General features: G+C 68.4%; 22 protein-coding genes. 14 read left to right on the top strand and 8 right to left on the bottom strand.

Annotation, left to right across the window (positions count from 1 at the left end):
* Positions 1-4 precede the first annotated feature (4 nt).
* From arfB to ACEU5R_RS24220, 3 genes are all read left to right on the top strand, one after another.
* On the top strand, positions 5-421 hold the full coding sequence (arfB, locus tag ACEU5R_RS24230; RefSeq protein WP_103276504.1) for an alternative ribosome rescue aminoacyl-tRNA hydrolase ArfB: 417 nt from the start codon (positions 5-7) through the stop codon (positions 419-421).
* A 148-nt stretch (positions 422-569) separates the two neighbouring features.
* Entirely contained in the window at positions 570-917 is a 348-nt protein-coding gene (locus ACEU5R_RS24225; protein ID WP_392412202.1) for an ArsR/SmtB family transcription factor, read from the top strand.
* A gap of 51 nt (positions 918-968) precedes the next feature.
* On the top strand, positions 969-2,021 hold the full coding sequence (locus ACEU5R_RS24220; RefSeq protein WP_392412201.1) for an alkene reductase: 1,053 nt from the start codon (positions 969-971) through the stop codon (positions 2,019-2,021).
* Positions 2,022-2,081: 60 nt separating this feature from the next.
* On the opposite strand, the gene ACEU5R_RS24215 is transcribed toward ACEU5R_RS24220, so the two are convergent.
* Positions 2,082-2,930: a CPBP family intramembrane glutamic endopeptidase gene (locus tag ACEU5R_RS24215; RefSeq protein ID WP_392412199.1), complete on the bottom strand. Its 849-nt coding sequence runs from the start codon at positions 2,928-2,930 to the stop codon at positions 2,082-2,084.
* 135 nt (positions 2,931-3,065) lie between these two features.
* On the opposite strand from ACEU5R_RS24215, the gene ACEU5R_RS24210 reads away from it, so the two are divergent.
* Positions 3,066-3,440, top strand: coding sequence for an MAPEG family protein (locus tag ACEU5R_RS24210; RefSeq protein ID WP_103274647.1), 375 nt, complete (start codon positions 3,066-3,068; stop codon positions 3,438-3,440).
* A 49-nt stretch (positions 3,441-3,489) separates the two neighbouring features.
* Here the strand turns inward: ACEU5R_RS24210 and ACEU5R_RS24205 are convergent, their stop codons facing one another.
* The 4 genes from ACEU5R_RS24205 to ACEU5R_RS24190 form a co-directional block, all read right to left on the bottom strand.
* The gene (locus ACEU5R_RS24205) at positions 3,490-3,924 is read right to left on the bottom strand and encodes a carboxypeptidase-like regulatory domain-containing protein (RefSeq protein WP_103276502.1); all 435 of its coding nucleotides are present in this window, start codon (positions 3,922-3,924) and stop codon (positions 3,490-3,492) included.
* A gap of 59 nt (positions 3,925-3,983) precedes the next feature.
* Complete coding sequence (locus tag ACEU5R_RS24200) at positions 3,984-4,808, bottom strand: NRDE family protein (RefSeq protein ID WP_392412197.1); 825 nt, start codon at positions 4,806-4,808, stop codon at positions 3,984-3,986.
* Between the two features lie 2 nt (positions 4,809-4,810).
* Positions 4,811-5,293 (bottom strand): YbaK/prolyl-tRNA synthetase associated domain-containing protein, encoded by a 483-nt coding sequence (locus ACEU5R_RS24195; protein WP_103274645.1) that lies wholly within the window; start codon positions 5,291-5,293, stop codon positions 4,811-4,813.
* Between the two features lie 75 nt (positions 5,294-5,368).
* Positions 5,369-6,088 (bottom strand): response regulator transcription factor, encoded by a 720-nt coding sequence (locus tag ACEU5R_RS24190; protein ID WP_103274644.1) that lies wholly within the window; start codon positions 6,086-6,088, stop codon positions 5,369-5,371.
* A 356-nt stretch (positions 6,089-6,444) separates the two neighbouring features.
* On the opposite strand from ACEU5R_RS24190, the gene ACEU5R_RS24185 reads away from it, so the two are divergent.
* Both ACEU5R_RS24185 and ACEU5R_RS24180 read left to right on the top strand, forming a co-directional pair.
* On the top strand, positions 6,445-7,125 hold the full coding sequence (locus ACEU5R_RS24185; protein ID WP_392412196.1) for a type 1 glutamine amidotransferase domain-containing protein: 681 nt from the start codon (positions 6,445-6,447) through the stop codon (positions 7,123-7,125).
* Positions 7,126-7,380: 255 nt separating this feature from the next.
* Complete coding sequence (locus ACEU5R_RS24180) at positions 7,381-7,920, top strand: HD-GYP domain-containing protein (protein ID WP_103274642.1); 540 nt, start codon at positions 7,381-7,383, stop codon at positions 7,918-7,920.
* Between the two features lie 36 nt (positions 7,921-7,956).
* Here ACEU5R_RS24180 and ACEU5R_RS24175 read toward each other — a convergent pair whose 3' ends face one another.
* From ACEU5R_RS24175 to ACEU5R_RS24165, 3 genes are all read right to left on the bottom strand, one after another.
* Positions 7,957-8,466 (bottom strand): hypothetical protein, encoded by a 510-nt coding sequence (locus tag ACEU5R_RS24175; RefSeq protein WP_392412194.1) that lies wholly within the window; start codon positions 8,464-8,466, stop codon positions 7,957-7,959.
* A 13-nt stretch (positions 8,467-8,479) separates the two neighbouring features.
* Positions 8,480-10,078, bottom strand: a complete 1,599-nt coding sequence (locus tag ACEU5R_RS24170) for a glycerol-3-phosphate dehydrogenase/oxidase (RefSeq protein WP_103274640.1) — start codon at positions 10,076-10,078, stop codon at positions 8,480-8,482.
* Positions 10,079-10,175: 97 nt separating this feature from the next.
* The gene (locus tag ACEU5R_RS24165; protein ID WP_233772451.1) at positions 10,176-10,964 is read right to left on the bottom strand and encodes a DeoR/GlpR family DNA-binding transcription regulator; all 789 of its coding nucleotides are present in this window, start codon (positions 10,962-10,964) and stop codon (positions 10,176-10,178) included.
* Positions 10,965-11,175: 211 nt separating this feature from the next.
* On the opposite strand from ACEU5R_RS24165, the gene ACEU5R_RS24160 reads away from it, so the two are divergent.
* From ACEU5R_RS24160 to ACEU5R_RS24125, 8 genes are all read left to right on the top strand, one after another.
* Positions 11,176-12,264, top strand: coding sequence for an ABC transporter ATP-binding protein (locus ACEU5R_RS24160; RefSeq protein ID WP_392412191.1), 1,089 nt, complete (start codon positions 11,176-11,178; stop codon positions 12,262-12,264).
* Entirely contained in the window at positions 12,264-13,352 is a 1,089-nt protein-coding gene (locus ACEU5R_RS24155) for an ABC transporter ATP-binding protein (protein ID WP_103274637.1), read from the top strand. The genes ACEU5R_RS24160 and ACEU5R_RS24155 overlap by 1 nt, the downstream gene beginning before the upstream one ends.
* Positions 13,349-14,239 (top strand): carbohydrate ABC transporter permease, encoded by an 891-nt coding sequence (locus ACEU5R_RS24150; RefSeq protein WP_103274636.1) that lies wholly within the window; start codon positions 13,349-13,351, stop codon positions 14,237-14,239. The genes ACEU5R_RS24155 and ACEU5R_RS24150 overlap by 4 nt, the downstream gene beginning before the upstream one ends.
* On the top strand, positions 14,232-15,044 hold the full coding sequence (locus tag ACEU5R_RS24145) for a carbohydrate ABC transporter permease (protein WP_392412188.1): 813 nt from the start codon (positions 14,232-14,234) through the stop codon (positions 15,042-15,044). Before ACEU5R_RS24150 ends, ACEU5R_RS24145 begins: the two co-directional genes overlap by 8 nt.
* An 11-nt stretch (positions 15,045-15,055) precedes the next feature.
* Complete coding sequence (locus ACEU5R_RS24140) at positions 15,056-15,364, top strand: DUF2160 domain-containing protein (RefSeq protein ID WP_103274634.1); 309 nt, start codon at positions 15,056-15,058, stop codon at positions 15,362-15,364.
* Positions 15,365-15,481: 117 nt separating this feature from the next.
* Positions 15,482-17,212 carry an ABC transporter substrate-binding protein gene (locus tag ACEU5R_RS24135; RefSeq protein ID WP_392412187.1) on the top strand — a complete coding sequence of 577 codons (1,731 nt, stop codon included), beginning with the start codon at positions 15,482-15,484 and terminating at the stop codon, positions 17,210-17,212.
* A 173-nt stretch (positions 17,213-17,385) separates the two neighbouring features.
* Positions 17,386-17,694, top strand: a complete 309-nt coding sequence (locus ACEU5R_RS24130) for a DUF4148 domain-containing protein (RefSeq protein WP_103274632.1) — start codon at positions 17,386-17,388, stop codon at positions 17,692-17,694.
* 26 nt (positions 17,695-17,720) lie between these two features.
* The gene (locus tag ACEU5R_RS24125; RefSeq protein WP_392412184.1) at positions 17,721-18,068 is read left to right on the top strand and encodes a winged helix-turn-helix domain-containing protein; all 348 of its coding nucleotides are present in this window, start codon (positions 17,721-17,723) and stop codon (positions 18,066-18,068) included.
* Positions 18,069-18,107: the final 39 nt, after the last annotated feature.

The following is an 18,107-nucleotide window of genomic DNA, read 5'->3' as shown; positions in this document are numbered from 1 at the left end:
GCCCATGTTTCATATCCAAGATTCCCTGTACCTGGACGAGCGCGAGCTTGTGTTCACGATGATCCGCGCCCAGGGCGCGGGCGGGCAGAACGTCAACAAGGTGTCCAGCGCCGTGCATCTGCGCTTCGATGTGCGCGCCTCCAGCCTGCCGGCCGAGGTTCAGGACGCGCTGTGCGCGCTCAACGACCACCGCGTCTCCAAGGATGGCGTCATCGTCATCAAGTCACAGGCGTTCCGCAGCCAGGAAAAGAACCGCGCCGAGGCGATCGAGCGCCTGATCGCCATGGTGCGCGCGGCGGCGCGCACGGAAAAGCCGCGCCGGCCGACGCGGCCCACCCGCGCCTCGCAGCGCCGGCGCGTGCAGCGCAAGGTGCTGCATGGCGAGGTCAAGCGGCTGCGCGGCAGGGTGGGCGATGAATGAAGGGGCACGGCTCGCGGCTTCCGGGCGGCATCGCGTCGATGAGGCGGCGCTGGCACGCGAATGCGGCGAGTATCCCCACTCGTCGCGGGGGCATGAGCATATATCGAGCTTTAACGATATATGATTCGATAAATTGCGATATTTGAATATGAACCCGGATCCTTCGAATTCCGTTTCCGCCGGCGACGACCCAACCGTCAACGCCGACGCCATCCTCAAGGCGCTCGCCAACCCGGTGCGCCGCGAGATCCTGGCGTGGCTGAAGGATCCCAAGGCGTATTTCGAGGAACGCCCGGGCCATACCTTCGAGCATGGCGTCTGCGCCGGCCACATCGACGGCCGCTGCGGACTGTCCCAGTCGACGGTGTCCACGCATCTGGCCGTGCTGCAGCGCGCCGGCCTGATCACGGCCACCAAGGTCGGGCAATGGGTGTTCTTCCGTCGCAACGAAGCCCTGATCGCCGCATTCCTGCGGCAACTGAACCAGGACATGTAGCGCCGTCCGTTCAGCAACGCCCCGGCAGGCGCCGGGGCAAGAGGAAGTCGCATGAGCCTATTGTTCGAACCCCTGGTCCTGGGAGACCTGACCCTGCCCAACCGCGTCATCATGGCGCCGCTGACGCGCATGCACGCCAGCCCCGGGCGCGTGCCCAATGCGCTGATGGCCGAGTACTACACGCAGCGCGTCGGCGCGGGCCTGATCCTGTCGGAAGCCACCGCCGTGACGCCGCAGGGCGTGGGCTATGCCGACACGCCGGGCCTGTGGACGCCCGAGCAGGTGCAGGGCTGGCGCCAGGTCACCGCCGCCGTGCACGCGGCCGGCGGCCGCATCTTCGCGCAGCTCTGGCACGTGGGCCGCATCTCGGACCCCATGTTCCTGGACGGCCAGTTGCCGGTGGCGCCCAGCGCCCTGGCGGCGCGCGGCCACGTCAGCCACGTGCGTCCGCAGCGCGCCTACGTGACGCCGCGCGCGCTGGAAACGGCGGAACTGCCCGGCGTGATCCAGGCCTACCGGCTGGGCGCGCAGATGGCGCAGGAAGCGGGTTTCGACGGCGTAGAGGTGCATGCGGCCAACGGCTACCTGCTGGACCAGTTCCTGCAGGACAGCACCAATCTGCGCAACGACGATTACGGCGGCCCGGTGGAGAACCGCGCGCGCCTGCTGCTGGAAGCGACCGACGCCTGCGTCGGTGTCTGGGGCGCGGGCCGCGTGGGCGTGCACCTGTCGCCGCGCGGCGATATCCATACCATGGGCGATTCGGACCGCGCCGGCACCTTCGGCTACGTGGCGTCCGAACTCGGCCGGCGCCGCATCGCGTTCCTGTGCGTGCGCGAGCATGAGGCGCCCGACAGCATCGGCCCCGCGCTCAAGGCGGCCTTTGGCGGCGCCTACATCGCCAACGAAGGCTTTACGCGTGAGTCCGCCGAGGCCGCGATCGCCGCCGGCCGCGCCGACGCGGTGGCATTCGGCGTGCAGTACATCGCCAATCCGGACCTGGCGCGGCGTTTCGCGCTGAAGGCGCCGCTGAACCGGCCCAACCCCGCCACGTTCTACGCGCCGGGCCCCGGCGGCTACACGGACTATCCGGCGCTGGCCTGAGGCCGGAGCGCCGGGCGCGCGGCGCGCATGGGCGCGTCCGCGTCCCGGCTGCGGCGCGTCCTAGAATGCCGCGCGCATGGGATAGGTGTACAGGCCGAAGTGCGCGGTGTTCAGCGCCAGGTGCGCCAGCACCGCCGCCGCCAGGCCGCCGTGGCGGTAGGCCAGGCCGTAGGCGGCCCCCGCCAGGCCCGCCAGCAGCATCCATTGCCAGCCGCCGGCATAGTGCGCCAGGCCGAACAGCGCGGCCGCGCACAGCAGCGCGGCATCGGCGCCCCAGCGGCGCGCGCGCCACAGCCGGCCCAGCCGTTCCTGGATATAGCCACGGAACAGCGCTTCCTCCGCCAGCGTCACCAGCAAGGCATTGTTGACCAGCCACAGCCAGCCGTTGTCCGGCCACTTGGGGGCCCAGCCGACCATGCCCAGGGCCAGCGCCAGCGTCAGGCACACCAGCACCGCCGCCGCGCCGCAGGCCAGCGTGGCGCGCAGCGTGCGGCCCGCGTCCAGGCCCGTCATGACGGGCGGCAGGGCCAGGATGATCCAGAACGCCACCAGCGGCTTGTCCAGGTTCAGGTACATGCTGAACGGCACGGCGTCCGGACTGAGCGGCGCGCGCGGGATCACCAGCGGATTGTGGAATCCCGGCATCAGGTGCAGGAACAGCGCCGCCGCCACGGCGATGAACAGCATGTGGCCGGCCAGCCGCAGGGCGGTCGGGGCCGGCGGCTGCACCAGCAGGGCGGCCAGCGCCAGCAGCGCCGGCGCGGCCAGGGCGGCGGGGTCCAGCGCGCCCTGCGTGCCGGCCCAGGCATAGGCCACCGCCAGCGCCAGGGGCGCCCAACGGCGCGTGGCGGGGGGCCACAGCAAGGCGGCGGACAGGAACAGGACGGACCAGGGGGACAACAAGGGCACCGGAAACTCGCGATCGGGAAAAGTGGCGAGTGTAAACGGTGACGGGCTTTTCATTTTCCGGCTTTCGGGCGACCATGCGGCCAGCGCGGCGGCGCGCGTCACCGCGTTTTCTCACATCCAAGCAGAGGTTTGCCCATGAAAATGATTGCGTGGTTGATGCTGGCGGCGGCGATCGTGCCGTTCCTGTCCGCCATCCTGGCCAAGGCGGGCGGCCAGAAGTTCGACAACAACGACCCGCGTCCCTGGCTGGCGCGGCAGGAAGGCTGGCGGGCGCGCGCCAACGCGGCGCAGAGCAATGCCTTCGAGGCGCTGCCTTTCTTCTACGCGGCGGTCTTGTTCGCGCTGCACAACCAGGCCGACGCGACGCGCGTGGCCACGCTGATGGCGTGCTGGCTGGGGCTGCGACTGGGCTATCTGGCCATGTACGTGGCGGGTTGGGGCGCGCTGCGCTCGCTGGTCTGGGCGACCAGCATCGGCTTCACCATCGCCATCCTGTTCACCGGCGTCTGAGCCGGCCGCCGCGCCGCCCCGGGGCCTCAGCCGGCCCGCCGGCGCGGCGTCATTTCCACTCGAAGACGGCGCGTGCGGCGCCGGCGCCCTTGACGGCGACCTGGCGTTCCTGCGTCTGGCCCTTGTAGGTGGCCGACACCTTGTAGTCGCCGGCCGGCAGCTTCACCAGCATGTACGGGCCTTCCGACGTCGCGCGCAGCACCGGCTTGCCCTGGCCGTCGTGTATGGCCACGGTCACGTCCGCGACATAGTCGGCCTTGCCGCCGACCTGTGCGGCGAAGGTCAGCGCCAGGGGATAGTCCTTGGCGGCGGCCTTCAGGGCCTCGGATTCGTCGAGCCCGATGCCGCCGCTGACGTACTGCACCGATCCCTGATGCTGGACCGGCGGCAGTCCCGCCTGCGCGGTGTTCAGCAGGCCGGCGATGGCCATGCTGCCCAAGGCCATGGCCGCGGCCATGGTGCAACGTTCGATGCGCTTGTTCATGCTGTTCTCTTTGATTCGACGGACTGCGGTGCGCCGCGCCGGGCGCTGGCCGGCGCGCGTCATGCGTTTCGACCCGCGACGGCGTCCGGAGTTCGTGCGCCGGCGTATTCGGAAGGCAGCTCGAAGAGGAGTTCGCTTTCTCCGTTCAGCGTGCCGTCAGGCGCGTAGCGCCGCTCGTGCAGCAGCCCGGCGCCATGCTCCCGCAAGGCCAGCACGGTCGAGCTGCGGGTGCCGTAGGTGGGGCTGACGATGAAGGGGCTGCTCAGCAGTTTCTCGCGGTCCGGCGGCAGGCCGGTGGCGGGCAGTTCGTCGTCGGCGGCCGGTTCACGATCGGCCAGGGCCGTGTACAGCGCGGGCAGGTCGGGCTGGGGGCCCTGGCCCTGGCGCAGCACATCGGTGAAGGCGCGCTTGGTGCGCGCGAGCTTGGGCCAGGGCGTGTCCAGCAGGTGGTTGGACAGCGCGTACAAGCCTGCTACGAGCCGTCGCGGCGCGCCGTCGCGGTTGCTGACATACCAGGCTTGTTCCATGTCGCCCACGATCAGGTTGAAGCCGTTGTAGGCCTGCCCCTCGTCATGGACGCGCGCCATGTACTCGGCCGGCGGCTCGTCGCCGCGCAGGTAGCGTTCGACCAGCGCGCCGCGCGAGGGCGCGTCGGCGCGGTTCAGGCCGGGTTCGCGGAAATTGGTGACCAGCGCGTAGCGGCCATGGCTCGAAGCGCCCATCCAGGTGCCGCCGGCCAGCGCATCGCGCCCGGCGTAGATGCCGGCCGCGTCGGGCCATTGCGCCGCGGCCAGCGTGGGGCGGGCGTGGAATTCGTCGCGGTTGGCGGCGATCAGCACAGGGATGCCGGGGACGGCATGCAGGGCTAGCACGGCGAGGCACATGGTCAGTCCTTGATGAGCGGCGCGACCTCGGGCGCGGCCAGCCGGAAGTAGTCTTCCGTGTCGAGCAGGATGGAGGCGTCCAGACGGCCGGCGTTGAACACGATTTCATCGTGCCGCTCGCGCAGCGTGGGGTCGACCAGCAGGTGCAGCTCGGGATTGAAGGAGAAGGGCGGGATGGCGCCGATCTCGCAACCGGTCAGCTCGCGCGCCAGGTCCTGCGAGGCCAGCGAGGCCTTCTTGCCGCCGGCGGCGCGGGCGATGGCGTCCAGGTCGGCCTGGCGGTCGGCGGGGAACACGGCCAGCACGTTGCGGCGCTGGTTCGAGGAAATCTTCACGCGGCAGACCAGCGCCTTGGCGCCCTGGCTCACGGCGGTGCCGCGGATGGCGGCGACTTCGACCGATTTGCCGGCGGCGGCATGCTCGATCAGGCGATAGCGCGCCTGATGGCGGGTCAGCAGGGCTTGCAGTTGGCTGAATACGTCCATGTTGGATCCGGGATCGCGGGAGTGCGGAACGGGCGGGCAGGAAACCGCGATCGCTGCGCGCATGATACGCCCGCGCTAGATCTCACCGGTGAAGGCGTAGCCCCAGCCCCAGACCGTCCGGATCGGCAGGTCCAGGTGCATGTCCTGCGCCTTGCGCCGCAGCCGGCTCACCACCACGTCGGTGCGGCGCACCGAGTCGCGGCCGGCCTGGGGGTCGGGCGCGAAGGCGTCGCTGCGCGGCAGGCGCTTGTCCATGGCCGAGGTCAGCTTGAGCAGGAATTCGCGCTCGGCCTGGGTCAGCGGCAGGCGCTCGCCGCGCGGGCTGACCAGGGTCCAGGCGGCGTCCTGGAACTGCCAGCGTCCGGCTGCTGCGCCAGCGGACGCTGGCTGCGCGCGCGTCTCCGCCTCGGCGTGGCGGCGTCCCGAAGGCGGCGTGCGGCGCACGAGGGCCTGCAGCGCGGCGGCGATCTCGGCCGTCGCGACGTCGGGCTGGAAGCAGACGTCGGCGCCGCAGTGCAGCCCGAGGATGCGGTTCTCTGGCGAATCGAAGGTGGATATGGCGACGATGCCCGCCGTGGTGTCCATGGCGCGCAGGCCGGCGACGGCCATGCACAGATCGGTCAGCTCCGCTTCCATGACAAGCAGCGGCGTGCGGCGGGTCTGGAACAGGCGGAACAGGCCGTTGGAATCTTCGCAGCGGCGGGGCGAGAAGCCCATTTCGGCCAGTGCGCCGCTGCGGCGCGCGCGCTGATCGGCGTCGGGAGAAAAGACGATCAGGTCTAGTAGGTCATTCATGAATCGTTGTGGGGGGTCATTGCGGCTCGAGCGCATGAATGATGCATCGGTTACCAGTGATTCCCAAACCTCGCTCAACGCCCCTTTCTGACCCGAATTCTCGGACATGGCCTGCCGCGCCCTGTGGCGTGCGCGATGTTGGTGCACGATGTGGGCGCATGAACCGGCCGCTTGGCGGGCGGGCCGGCGGCATTGGCCCATCGATGGTGTAATGGGTCAGGCCAGCCGGAGGCGATCCTTTCCGGCCTCCGCCGTTTCCGCCGGCGCGGGCCTCACGGGCCGCGAGCCGGCGCATTCCTCAACGATCCCCCGTCCGCCGCGCGCGCGGCGGCGAGGTCGCGCTACAGGAGCACGCAATGAAGATCCTGATCGTCCTGACTTCCCATGACACGCTGGGCGCCACCGGGCGCAAGACCGGCTTCTGGCTGGAGGAGTTCGCCGCGCCGTACTATGCCTTCCTGGATGCCGGCGCCGAGCTGACGCTGGCCTCGCCCAAGGGCGGCCAGCCGCCGCTGGATCCCAAGAGCGACGACCCCGAAGCCCAGACCGAGGCCACCCATCGTTTCCGTGGCGATGCCCAGGCCCAGCGCCGGCTCGCGGCCACGCTGCCGCTGGCCGAGGCGCAGGCGGCCGATCATGATGCCGTGTTCTACCCGGGCGGCCACGGGCCGCTGTGGGATCTGGCCGAGGATCCGCGTTCGGTGAAGCTGATCCAGAACATGCTGGCCGCCGGCAAGCCCGTGGCGGCGGTGTGCCATGCGCCGGGCGTGCTGCGCCACGCCAGGACCGCCGACGGCAAGCCGATGGTGCAGGGCAGGCAGGTCACGGGCTTTTCCAACGCCGAGGAGGCCGCAGTGGGCCTGAGCCAGATCGTGCCGTTCCTGGTGGAAGATGAACTGGTGCGCCTGGGCGCGCAGTACAGCCGCGCCGAGGACTGGCAGCCGCACGTGATCGCCGACGGGCTGCTGATCACCGGGCAGAATCCGGCATCGTCGGTCGGGGTGGCCGAGGCCTTGCTGGAGCGCCTGCGCCAGTGAACCGACAGGCGTCGGAGACGCGCCGCCCAGCGCGCGCGGAACGTGCAGCAATGTGTCAGAATCGCTACTTTATGATTCCGACGCGGCGCCATCGCAGTGCCGCGCATGCCTTGTTCGATGCCTCCAGACGTACCCTCAGTGCCGCCGTCACCGTCAGACGGCCTGGCTGCCCCATCCCCGGCCACGGATGTCCCGCAGCGTTTTTCGACGGAAGGGGAGCCGCCCGGCTCCTGTGAGGCGGCGCTGTTCGCCGCGATGCGTGCGCGCGATCCGGCCACGGGTCGGCACTGCCACCGCGTGGTGGCGCTGAGCGTGGCGCTGGCCCGTGCCTGCGGCCTGGCCGAAGACGAGCTGGAGTCCATCGCCGTCGCCGCCCGATTGCACGACCTGGGCAAGATCGCCACGCCCGATCGCGTGCTGTTCTCGCCCGGCAGGCTTGAAAACGAGGACTGGGAAATCATGAAGTCGCACGCCGCCGTCGGCGCCGACATCATCGGCCAGAGCGACCTGCCGGGACGCGACCAGATCGCGCTGGCGGTGCGCCACCATCACGAGCACTTCGACGGCTCCGGCTATCCGGATGGATTGGCGGGTCATGACATCCCGCTGCATTCGCGCATCATTTCCCTGGCGGATTCCTACGATGCGCTGGGCGACGCGCGACCCTATCACCCGGCCCGCACGCATGCGCAGATCATGCTGATCCTGCATCGCGAGGCCGGCGCCAAGTGCGATCCCGACCTGCTGCGGGTGTTCGAGGGCATGATCAGGCACAGCCCGCTGCGGGTGCCCTGAGGGCGCCCGGCCGCCGCTTTCCAGGCGGCGGTCGCGTCAGGGCGCAGGGCGGGAGCCTGGCGCGTCCTGCTCGGGCGCGTCCTTGTCGCCGTCCGACAGGATCAGCGTGTAGCGCCGCAGCGGTTCCTTGAAGTAGGCGACCCCCGCCTTGTCGACGCGTCCGTGCAGCGTCAATGTCTTGCGGCCTTCGACGATGTCGCCGCCGTCGGTCGCCTGCACGGTGGCTTCCACGCAATCGCCTTCGAGGTAGCCGCGCGTCCGGACCACGAGATTCAGGTCGACGTAATGATCGACCTCGCCGCCGGTGATCCGGCCATGGTCGGGCCCGCGCGTCCAGTAGATGTCAATGACCTTGCCGCCGGCGCGCTCGGTGGGCGCGCAGTCGCGCGCGTCGCCGTTCGCCGTTTCGCTAGCGGCGGCTGTGGGCGGCGCCAGGCCGGCGCCTGCCGTCTTGCCGCCGTCGCGGCCCGCGGCAGGCGCGCCCCATAGCGCCAGCGCCGCGCAGAGGGCGGCGCAGGCGTACAGGGCGGGAGGCTGCCTGCGCATGAAATCCCGCGCTTCAGCGCAGGCGATAGCGCGCCGCCACCGGTTCCAGGTCGCGCAGCGTGCGCTGCTGCCAGGCGGCGTCGTGGCCGAGTTCCTCGGCCAGGATACGGGCGACTTCCGGCGCCGCCAGCATGGCGGCCTCGCTGTCCAGGAACAGGGCGCGGTTGCGACGCGCCAGCACGTCCTCGGCGGTGCGCGCCAGCTCGTAGCGGGCGGCGTAGCGCACATGGGCTTCGGACAGGCCGCTGGCGCTGACCAGCATGCGCTCGGCGCCCGGCAGGGCCTTGAGCGCGGGCAGGTCGCTGCCGTAGTAGCTGTCCGGCGTGCCGGCGTGTTCCTGCGACGGCGACAGTCCGGCGGCGCCGTGCAGGGCCAGCGACTCGGTGCGGCAGGGGGCCTGCGTCAGCAGCTGGTTCTGGATGGCCGTGTTGACCACGTCCTGCGCCATGCGGCGGTAGGTGGTCCATTTTCCGCCCGTGACCGTGACCAGGCCGGCCTTGGACACCAGGATGGTGTGTTCGCGCGACAGCGTCTTGGTGGATGCCTCGCCGGTGGCCTTGACCAAGGGGCGCAGCCCGGCCCAGACGCTGGTGACATCATCGCGGGTGGGCTTGCGGCTCAGATAGCGGGCCGCCGTGCCCAGGATGAAGTCCACGTCCTGCGCGCCGGCGTCGGGATCCAGCGGCAGGTCGTCGCGCGGGGTGTCGGTGGTGCCGACGATGGTGTGGCCGTTCCACGGCACCACGAACAGCACGCGGCCGTCGTCGGTCTTGGGAATCAGGATGGCGCGCTTGCCCGGCAGGAAATCGCGCGGCAGCGTCAGGTGCACGCCCTGGCTGGGCGCGACCATGGTGGGAGCGTTCTTGTCTTCCATGCGGCGCACGGCGTCGACCCAGACGCCGGTGGCGTTGATCACGCAGCGCGCGCGCAGCGTGAAGACCGCGTCGCCCAGCGCGTCGGTGGCCGTCACGCCGTCGACCTTGCCGTTCGTCATGGTCAGCCCGGTGGCGCGCACGTAGTTGACCGCCGTGCCGCCCAGGTCGAACAGCGTGCGCATCAGGCTCATGGCCAGGCGCGCGTCGTCGAACTGGCCGTCGTAATACAGCACGCCGCCCTTCAGGCCGCGACCATTGACCTGCTCGGCCAGCGTAGGCGCGTTGGCCAGCGTGTCGCGGCGCGACAGCCAGCGGCTGGGCGACAGGTTCAGCTTGCCCGCCAGCATGTCGTACATCTTCAGGCCGATGCCATAGAAGGGCTGGTCCAGCAGGTTGTAGGCCGGCACCACGAAGCCCAGCGGCCACACCAGATGCGGCGCGTTGCGGTTGAGCAGGCCGCGCTCGTGCAACGCTTCGCGCACCAGGCTGACATTGCCCTGCGCCAGGTAGCGCACGCCGCCGTGAACCAGCTTGGTGGCCTTGCTGGACGTGCCCTTGGCGAAGTCGGCGCCTTCGATCAAGAGCGTGCGGTAGCCGCGCGAGGCCGCGTCCACGGCGGTGCCCAGGCCGGTGGCGCCGCCTCCGATGACGATCACGTCCCAGGCGGGCGTGTTGTCGAGCTGGGCGAGCAGGCGGTCGCGATCGGGCGGGGTGACGGAAGCGAGAGTGGAATTCATAGGAGCTGGTAGGGCATGTCCTCGGGGATTGGGGTCATGCGCTGTGGAAGGTTGTCGGTTCGGCCTGTGGTGGGCGTGGGCGGGCGTCGGGGCGGATTCAGGCGGCGGGCTTGGCCGGCGCGGCGGCCGCGACCTCGCAGCGCACGCCGGCGTCCAGCAGCGCCTGGGCCAGCGGTTCCTGGGGATGCGCGTCGGTGAAGAAGCGGTCGATCTCGGAAATGTGGGCCAGCTCGACCATGGCCTGGCGCTTGAACTTGCTGCTGTCGGCCGCCAGCCAGACTTCGCGCGACTGTTCGATGATGGTGCGGGAGACGCGCACTTCGCGGAAGTCGTAGTCGCGCAGCGTGCCGTCGGCCTCGATGCCGGAAATGCCGATCAGGCCGATATCCACCTTGAACTGGCGGATGAAATCCATGGTGGCTTCGCCAATGATGCCTCGGTCGCGCGAGCGGACCACGCCGCCGGCCACGATCACCTCGCAGTCCGGATTGTCGGACAGGATGTCGGCCACGTGCAGGTTGTTGGTGATGACGCGCAGGCCGCGATGGCGCAACAGGGCGCGCGCGATGGCCTCGGTGGTGGTGCCGATGTTCAGGATCAGCGAACAGCCGTCCGGCACGGCGCGGGCCACGGCCTCGGCGATGCGCTGCTTGCCGGCCGCGTGCAGCCCTTGGCGCTTGCGGTAGGCGATGTTCTCGATGGTGGAAGCCTCGATGCGCACGCCGCCATGAAAGCGCGACAGCAGGCCGGCTTCCGACAGGAAATGCACGTCGCGCCGCACGGTCTGCAGCGTGACGTCGAAGCGTTTGGCGAGTTCTTCGATCGTGGCCGAGCCTTGGGCGCGCACCATTTCGATCAAAGCGCTCTGTCTGGGATTCAGTGTCATGTGCGTATGATAAAACAACAAAAGCGAAAAATAATGACGCACTGCAAGATTGTTTTCTGTTCGCTTTTTAAGTAAAACGCACAAAAAACGAAAGCAACATGAAAGGCCCGCTGATTCGCGCCCAAAAAAACGGGGGCGGATAAGCTGCAGCACCGCAATGCCCCAACCCGGTCGAAAAAACCGGGACGTATTGGTAGGTTGAGGAGACTAGATGCAGCTGAACCTGGACAGGACAGGTTTGCGGGCCGGCTCGCAAACGCACCTGTATCCGATGAGCCTGGCGCCGGCGCCGGGCGCGATGACCGTATTGCTGGGGGCCACCCTGGCGGGCAAGACCTCGCTCATGCGGATCATGGCCGGGCTGGACCGGCCCACCGAGGGCCGCGTGCTGGCCGACGGCGTGGACGTCACGGGCGTACCGGTCAGGCAGCGCAACGTGGCGATGGTGTACCAGCAGTTCATCAACTATCCGTCGATGACGGTGTTCGACAACATCGCCTCGCCGCTCAAGCTGCGCGGCGAGAGCAGCATCGCCGACAAGGTCATGGCGATGGCGGCGCGGCTGCATATCGATCATCTGGTCCAGCGTTATCCTTCCGAGCTGTCCGGCGGCCAGCAGCAACGCGTGGCGCTGGCGCGCGCGCTGGTCAAGAACGCGCCGCTGATCCTGCTGGACGAGCCTCTGGTCAACCTGGACTACAAGCTGCGCGAAGAGCTGCGCGACGAGCTGAGCGCGCTGTTCGCGCAAGGGCGCTCGACCGTGATCTATGCCACCACCGAGCCCGGCGAGGCGCTGCTGCTGGGCGGCTATACGGCGGTACTCGACGAAGGGCGGCTACTGCAATATGGACCCACGGCCGAGGTGTTCCATCGTCCGTCCTCCATCCGCGTGGCGCGCGCCTTCAGCGACCCTCCCATGAACCTGTTCGCCGCCGCGCGGCGGCCGGGCGGCTTCGAGCTGCCGGGCGGGGTGCGCGTGGAGCGGCCCCTGCCCGCGGGAGCCGGCGACATCACCGCCGGCCTGCGCGCCGGCGCGCTCGACGTGCATGAGCAGCCCGGCCACATCGCGCTGGACAGCGTGGTGAAGCTGGCCGAGATCTCCGGATCGGACACTTTCGTGCATGCCGAGACCGCCGCCGGCGAGGTGGTGGCGCAGCTGCCGGGCGTGCACCGCTGCACGCTGGACCAGCGCCTGCGGCTGTATTTCGATCCGGCGCAGACCTACGCCTTCGGCGCCGACGGCGCCTTGCTGGCAGCGCCGGGCTGGCTGTCGGCTCCCGTCGCGAAGGAGGCCCGCTGATGGCGCAGATCGAGCTGGACCTCTCCCATTCCTACGTGCCCCATCCCCAGGCCGACGAGGACTACGCGCTGCTGCCGCTGAAGTTCACGTTCCGCGATGGCGGCGCCTACGCCTTGCTTGGCCCGTCGGGCTGCGGCAAGACCACCTTGCTCAACTGCGTGTCGGGACTGCTGCGGCCGTCCCATGGCCGCATCCTGTTCGACGGGCAGGATGTCACCGCCAAGACGCCGCAGGCCCGCAACATCGCCCAGGTGTTCCAGTTTCCCGTGGTCTACGACACCATGACCGTGGCCGAGAATCTGGCGTTTCCGCTGCGCAACCGAGGCATCGCGCCCGACCGGATCCGCGAGCGCGTGGGGCGCATCGCCGAGATGCTGGAAATGTCCCAGGTGCTGGACCGCCGCGCCAGCGGCCTGACCGCCGACGCCAAGCAGAAGATCTCGCTGGGCCGGGGCCTGGTGCGCAGCGACGTGTCGGCGGTGTTGTTCGACGAGCCGCTGACGGTGATCGATCCGCAGCTCAAATGGGAATTGCGGCGCAAGCTCAAGGAGATCCACCGCGAGTTCAAGCTCACGCTGATCTACGTCACGCACGACCAGACCGAGGCGCTGACCTTCGCCGACCAGGTGATGGTGATGGCGCGCGGACGGGCGGTGCAGGTGGGCGGCGCTGACGACCTGTTCGAACGGCCGGCGCATACCTTCGTGGGCCATTTCATCGGCTCGCCGGGCATGAACTTCCTGCCGGCCCAATGGACCGACGGCGCGCTGCGCGTCGGCGCCTGCCAGCTGGATGGGCTGGACGCCGCCCAGGCCGCGCGCCTGGCGGACGCCGGGCCGGTCAAGCTGGGCGTGCGGCCCGAGTACCTGCGGCGGGTGGAGCCGGGCGCGCCGGGCGGGCTGCCGGTGCGGGTGGAACGGCTGCAAGACGTCGGCACCTACCTGTTGCTGACGGCGGACTTCGAAGGCAATGCCGTGCGCGCCCGCCTGAACAGCCAGGCGCAGGCGCCCGCGCCGGGCGAGACGGTCTGGCTGTCGGCGCTCAATACGCATACCTGCTTCTACCGCGACGAGGAGCTGATCCGATGAAACCGATCAATCACCGGGCCTGGTTCCTGGTCCTGCCCGTGGTGCTGTGCGTGGCGTTCTCGGCCATCCTGCCGCTGATGACCATCGTCAACTATTCGGTGCAGGACATCATCTCGCCGGAGCGCCGCGTGTTCGTGGGCACCGAATGGTTCGCCGCCGTGCTGCAGGACGAGGAACTGCATGGCGCGCTGCTGCGGCAGATCGGCTTTTCGCTGGCGGTGCTGGCCATCGAGATCCCGCTGGGCATCCTGCTGGCGCTGTCCATGCCGGCCTCGGGCTGGCGCGCGTCGGCGGTGCTGGTGGTCATCGCGCTGTCGCTGCTGATTCCCTGGAACGTGGTCGGCACCATCTGGCAGGTGTTCGGCCGCACCGACATCGGCCTGCTCGGCGCGACGCTGTCCTGGCTGGGGGTGGACTACAACTACACCGGCAGCGACGTGGACGCCTGGGTCACGGTGCTGGTCATGGACGTGTGGCACTGGACGCCGCTGGTCGCGCTGCTGTGCTATGCGGGGTTGCGCGCGATTCCCGATGCCTACTACCAGGCCGCCCGCATCGACGGCGCCTCGCGCCTGGCGGTGTTCCGGTACATCCAGCTGCCCAAGATGCGCGGCGTCCTGATGATCGCGGTGCTGTTGCGCTTCATGGACAGCTTCATGATCTATACCGAGCCCTTCGTGCTCACCGGCGGCGGCCCCGGCAACGCCACCACCTTCCTGTCGCAGTACCTGACGCAGAAGGCGGTGGGGCAGTTCGACCTGGGTCCGGCGGCGGCGTTTTCCATCATCTATTTCCTGATCATCCTGCTGCTGTGCTTCATCCTCTACAACTGGATGCAGCGCGCCGGCACCACGGGCGGCATGGACGAGGAGCGCGCAAATGCGTGAGCAAAGCACCTGGTGGCGCGCCATCTTCCTGGCGCTGTATCTGGCGTTCGCCATCCTGCCGCTGTACTGGATGCTGAACATGTCGTTCAAGACCAATACCGAGATCGTCAGCACGCTGACGCTGTGGCCGCGCGATTTCACCTTCGAGCACTACCGCACGATCTTCACCGATCCGGCCTGGTATTCCGGCTACATCAACTCGCTGATCTATGTGCTGATCAACACGGTGATTTCGCTGGCCGTGGCGCTGCCGGCGGCCTACGCGTTCTCGCGCTACCGTTTCATCGGCGACAAGCACGTGTTCTTCTGGCTGCTGACCAACCGCATGACGCCGCCGGCCGTGTTCCTGCTGCCGTTCTTCCAGCTCTACAGCTCGTTCGGCCTGATGGACACGCACTTGGCCGTGGCGCTGGCGCACCTGGTGTTCAACGTGCCGCTGGCCGTGTGGATCCTGGAGGGCTTCATGTCCGGCGTGCCGCGCGAGATCGACGAGACCGCCTACGTGGACGGCTATTCCTTTCCGCGCTTCTTCCTGACCATCTTCCTGCCCCTGATCAAGTCCGGCGTGGGCGTGGCGGCATTCTTCTGCTTCATGTTCAGCTGGGTCGAGCTGCTGCTGGCGCGCACGCTGACCTCGGTCAACGCCAAACCGATCGTCGCCACCATGACCCGCACCGTGTCCGCGTCGGGCATGGACTGGGGCGTGCTGGCCGCGGCCGGGGTGCTGACCATCGTGCCCGGCGGCATCGTCATCTGGTTCGTGCGGCATTACATCGCGAAGGGCTTCGCGATGGGCCGGGTATAGGAGGGCGGGCCATGTTCAGCTGGATGGTATGGACCACCCCCGTCGCCGTGTTCTTCAGCTGCATCGCGCTGATGCTGGTGGGCATGACGATCTGGGAATTGAAATCGCCCACGGTGGAGCGCAAGGGCTTCCTGCCCATCCGCACCACGCGCGGCGACCGCCTGTTCATCGGCCTTCTGGCCGCGGCCTGGGTCAACCTGGCGTTCCTGGGCCTGGGCGGCAAGGCGGCGGAATGGTTTTCGTTGGACGGGCCGCCGTCGGTGTGGATCAGCTTCGTGGCCTCGATGCTGTTGCTGGCCTTCATCATGAGGAAAGGCTGACGGGGCGGCTAGACCCCGCAAGAACAAGCAAGCGGTTTGGAAGGACTATCGGCCAGCGTCTTCCCCGGCCAGGAGTCCGCAGCACAAAAGAGGGGAGACTTTTCGAGGAGACTTTTCATGAAATTTCGCATGCGCGCCGTCGCGGCCGCCATCGCCCTGATCGGCACGTCCGCGGCCTGGGCCGGCGAACCCGAGGCGCAGAAGTGGATCGATTCCGAGTTCCAGCCCTCGACGCTGTCCAAGGACCAGCAGCTGGCCGAGATGAAGTGGTTCATCGAGGCGGCCGCCAAGCTCAAGGCACAGGGCGTCAATGAAATCAACGTGGTGTCCGAGACCATCACCACCCACGAGTACGAGTCCAAGACCCTGGCCAAGGCCTTCAGCGAGATCACCGGTATCAAGGTCACTCACGACCTGATCCAGGAAGGCGATGTGGTAGAGAAGTTGCAGACGTCCATGCAGTCGGGCAAGTCCATCTACGACGGCTGGATTTCCGATTCCGACCTGATCGGCACCCACTACCGCTACGGCGCCATCCTGCCGCTGTCGGACTACATGGCCGGCGCGGGCAAGGAATGGACCAACCCCAACCTGGACCTGAAGGACTTCATCGGCACCAAGTTCACCACGGCGCCGGACGGCAAGCTCTACCAGTTGCCCGATCAGCAGTTCGCCAACGTGTATTGGTTCCGCGCCGACTGGTTCGCGCGCCAGGACCTGAAGGACAAGTTCAAGGCCAAGTACGGCTACGAGCTGGGCGTGCCGACCAACTGGTCCGCCTATGAAGACATCGCCGACTTCTTCTCCAATGACGTCAAGGAATTGGACGGCAAGAAGGTCTATGGCCACATGGACTACGGCAAGAAAGACCCGTCCTTGGGCTGGCGCTTCACCGACGCGTGGCTGTCGATGGCCGGCGCCGCCGACAAGGGCCTGCCCAACGGCATGCCGGTGGACGAGTGGGGCATCCGCGTGGCCGACGACAAGTGCACGCCGGTGGGCGCCTCGGTGGCGCGCGGCGGGGCCACCAACAGCCCGGCGGCCGTGTACGCGCTGACCAAGTACGTCGACTGGATGAAGAAGTACGCGCCCCAGCAGGCCATGGGCATGACCTTCTCCGAATCCGGCCCGGTGCCGGCCCAGGGCCAGGTCGCGCAGCAGATCTTCTGGTACACGGCCTTTACCGCCGACATGACCAAGAAGGGCCTGCCGGTGGTCAACGACGACGGCACGCCCAAGTGGCGCATGGCGCCGTCGCCCTACGGCCCGTACTGGAAAGACGGCATGCAGAACGGCTACCAGGACGTGGGCTCGTGGACCTTCTTCAAGTCCACCGATCCCAAGCGCATGGCCGCCGCCTGGCTCTACGCGCAGTTCGTCACGGCCAAGACGGTGTCGCTGAAGAAGTCCATTACCGGACTTACGTTCATCCGCGACAGCGACATCCACAGCGAGTTCTTCACCAAGAACGCGGCCAACTACGGCGGGCTGATCGAGTTCTATCGCAGCCCGGCGCGGGTGGCCTGGACGCCCACCGGCAACAACGTGCCCGACTACCCCAAGCTGGCCCAGCTGTGGTGGAAGAACGTCGCCACCGCCGTGACCGGCGAGAAGACGCCGCAGGCCGCCATGGACAACCTCGCCAACGAGATGGACCAGGTGATGGCGCGCCTGGAGCGGGCGGGCATGGCGCAGTGCGCGCCCAAGCTCAACGCCAAGGGCGATCCCAACAAGTGGCTGTCCGACCAGCAGGCGCCGTGGAAGAAGCTGGCCAACGAAAAGTCCAAAGGCGAGACCATCGCCTATGACACGCTGCTGCAGGCGTGGAAGGCGGGCAAGGTGCGCTGAGCGCGCCGCTGGCAGGCAGGACGCCGCCGCGAGGCGGCGTTTTTTTGCGCCCATTCATTGCCAACCGAGTCCTTGCAGAAACGTAATCCTGCTATCAGCGTTTTGTCCGTACCCCGTTTCTAGAATGGTCTCCATGCTGCAAACCGGCAGCGATTCATCCCAAGGAGCTCACCATGAAGACCATTCGCAACGTTGCCTTGACGCTGGCCCTGGCCGCCGGTGCCACGTCCCTGGCCCAGGCTCAGACCCCGGCGCAGGCGCAGCCCGCCGCCAGCTATCACGGACAGTCCCTGACGCGCGCGGAAGTGCGCGCCGACCTGGCCCTGTGGAAGCGCGCCGGCCTGGAGCGCTTCTGGCGCGGCGAGGCCTCGCCCGATATCTACAGCCGTGAATACCGGGTCGCCTATGCCGAGTATGTGCGCCTGCGCAGCGGCCCCGAGTACCAGGCCGAAGTGCAGCGCCAGGGCGGGGCGGGCCGATAGGCGGGGCGGCAGGCGTGGCCTGCGCCATGCTCGATGCGTCGCCGCAGTCCAGCTACAGCCTGCATCTCGCGGACCTGGAGCTGGACTTGCTGCGCGGCCGGGTCATCCGCAATCGCGAGGTCCTGCGGCTGACGCCCAAGGAATTCGCCTTGCTGGCCTTCCTGATGCAGCGGCCGGGCGAGGTCTACGATGCCTGGCAACTCGCTGAACAGGTCTGGGGCATGCAGCTGCCCGTCTTCGAGCGCAAGAACCCGAAATCCCACGCGGTCGCGATCGCGGTGCGCAGGCTGCGCCGCAAGATCGATGCGGGCCGCAGCCCCCGCCTGTTGCACACGCTGCGCGGCGGGGCCTATATGCTGGCCGCGCTGGATTGAGTCTGCGCGGTTCGTCAGCGCCCGTAGGGGCTTTTTTTT

The organism is Achromobacter sp. 413638, from assembly GCF_043119405.1.
In the GTDB taxonomy this organism is placed as follows: Bacteria; Pseudomonadota; Gammaproteobacteria; order Burkholderiales; family Burkholderiaceae_B; genus Achromobacter.
Note: the sequence above shows the minus strand (reverse complement) of the source record. Positions and strands in the feature narration are given on the sequence as shown.

What these genes read in the sequence shown, in the direction of transcription:
- arfB (WP_103276504.1), top strand. Translation starts at nt 5, where the DNA reads ATGTTTCATATCCAAGATTCCCTGTACCTGGACGAGCGCGAGCTTGTG.
- ACEU5R_RS24225 (WP_392412202.1), top strand. Translation starts at nt 570, where the DNA reads ATGAACCCGGATCCTTCGAATTCCGTTTCCGCCGGCGACGACCCAACC.
- ACEU5R_RS24220 (WP_392412201.1), top strand. Translation starts at nt 969, where the DNA reads ATGAGCCTATTGTTCGAACCCCTGGTCCTGGGAGACCTGACCCTGCCC.
- ACEU5R_RS24210 (WP_103274647.1), top strand. Translation starts at nt 3,066, where the DNA reads ATGAAAATGATTGCGTGGTTGATGCTGGCGGCGGCGATCGTGCCGTTC.
- ACEU5R_RS24205 (WP_103276502.1), bottom strand. Translation starts at nt 3,924, where the DNA reads ATGAACAAGCGCATCGAACGTTGCACCATGGCCGCGGCCATGGCCTTG.
- ACEU5R_RS24200 (WP_392412197.1), bottom strand. Translation starts at nt 4,808, where the DNA reads ATGTGCCTCGCCGTGCTAGCCCTGCATGCCGTCCCCGGCATCCCTGTG.
- ACEU5R_RS24195 (WP_103274645.1), bottom strand. Translation starts at nt 5,293, where the DNA reads ATGGACGTATTCAGCCAACTGCAAGCCCTGCTGACCCGCCATCAGGCG.
- ACEU5R_RS24190 (WP_103274644.1), bottom strand. Translation starts at nt 6,088, where the DNA reads ATGAATGACCTACTAGACCTGATCGTCTTTTCTCCCGACGCCGATCAG.
- ACEU5R_RS24185 (WP_392412196.1), top strand. Translation starts at nt 6,445, where the DNA reads ATGAAGATCCTGATCGTCCTGACTTCCCATGACACGCTGGGCGCCACC.
- ACEU5R_RS24180 (WP_103274642.1), top strand. Translation starts at nt 7,381, where the DNA reads ATGCGTGCGCGCGATCCGGCCACGGGTCGGCACTGCCACCGCGTGGTG.
- ACEU5R_RS24175 (WP_392412194.1), bottom strand. Translation starts at nt 8,466, where the DNA reads ATGCGCAGGCAGCCTCCCGCCCTGTACGCCTGCGCCGCCCTCTGCGCG.
- ACEU5R_RS24170 (WP_103274640.1), bottom strand. Translation starts at nt 10,078, where the DNA reads ATGAATTCCACTCTCGCTTCCGTCACCCCGCCCGATCGCGACCGCCTG.
- ACEU5R_RS24165 (WP_233772451.1), bottom strand. Translation starts at nt 10,964, where the DNA reads ATGACACTGAATCCCAGACAGAGCGCTTTGATCGAAATGGTGCGCGCC.
- ACEU5R_RS24160 (WP_392412191.1), top strand. Translation starts at nt 11,176, where the DNA reads ATGCAGCTGAACCTGGACAGGACAGGTTTGCGGGCCGGCTCGCAAACG.
- ACEU5R_RS24155 (WP_103274637.1), top strand. Translation starts at nt 12,264, where the DNA reads ATGGCGCAGATCGAGCTGGACCTCTCCCATTCCTACGTGCCCCATCCC.
- ACEU5R_RS24150 (WP_103274636.1), top strand. Translation starts at nt 13,349, where the DNA reads ATGAAACCGATCAATCACCGGGCCTGGTTCCTGGTCCTGCCCGTGGTG.
- ACEU5R_RS24145 (WP_392412188.1), top strand. Translation starts at nt 14,232, where the DNA reads ATGCGTGAGCAAAGCACCTGGTGGCGCGCCATCTTCCTGGCGCTGTAT.
- ACEU5R_RS24140 (WP_103274634.1), top strand. Translation starts at nt 15,056, where the DNA reads ATGTTCAGCTGGATGGTATGGACCACCCCCGTCGCCGTGTTCTTCAGC.
- ACEU5R_RS24135 (WP_392412187.1), top strand. Translation starts at nt 15,482, where the DNA reads ATGAAATTTCGCATGCGCGCCGTCGCGGCCGCCATCGCCCTGATCGGC.
- ACEU5R_RS24130 (WP_103274632.1), top strand. Translation starts at nt 17,386, where the DNA reads ATGAAGACCATTCGCAACGTTGCCTTGACGCTGGCCCTGGCCGCCGGT.
- ACEU5R_RS24125 (WP_392412184.1), top strand. Translation starts at nt 17,721, where the DNA reads ATGCTCGATGCGTCGCCGCAGTCCAGCTACAGCCTGCATCTCGCGGAC.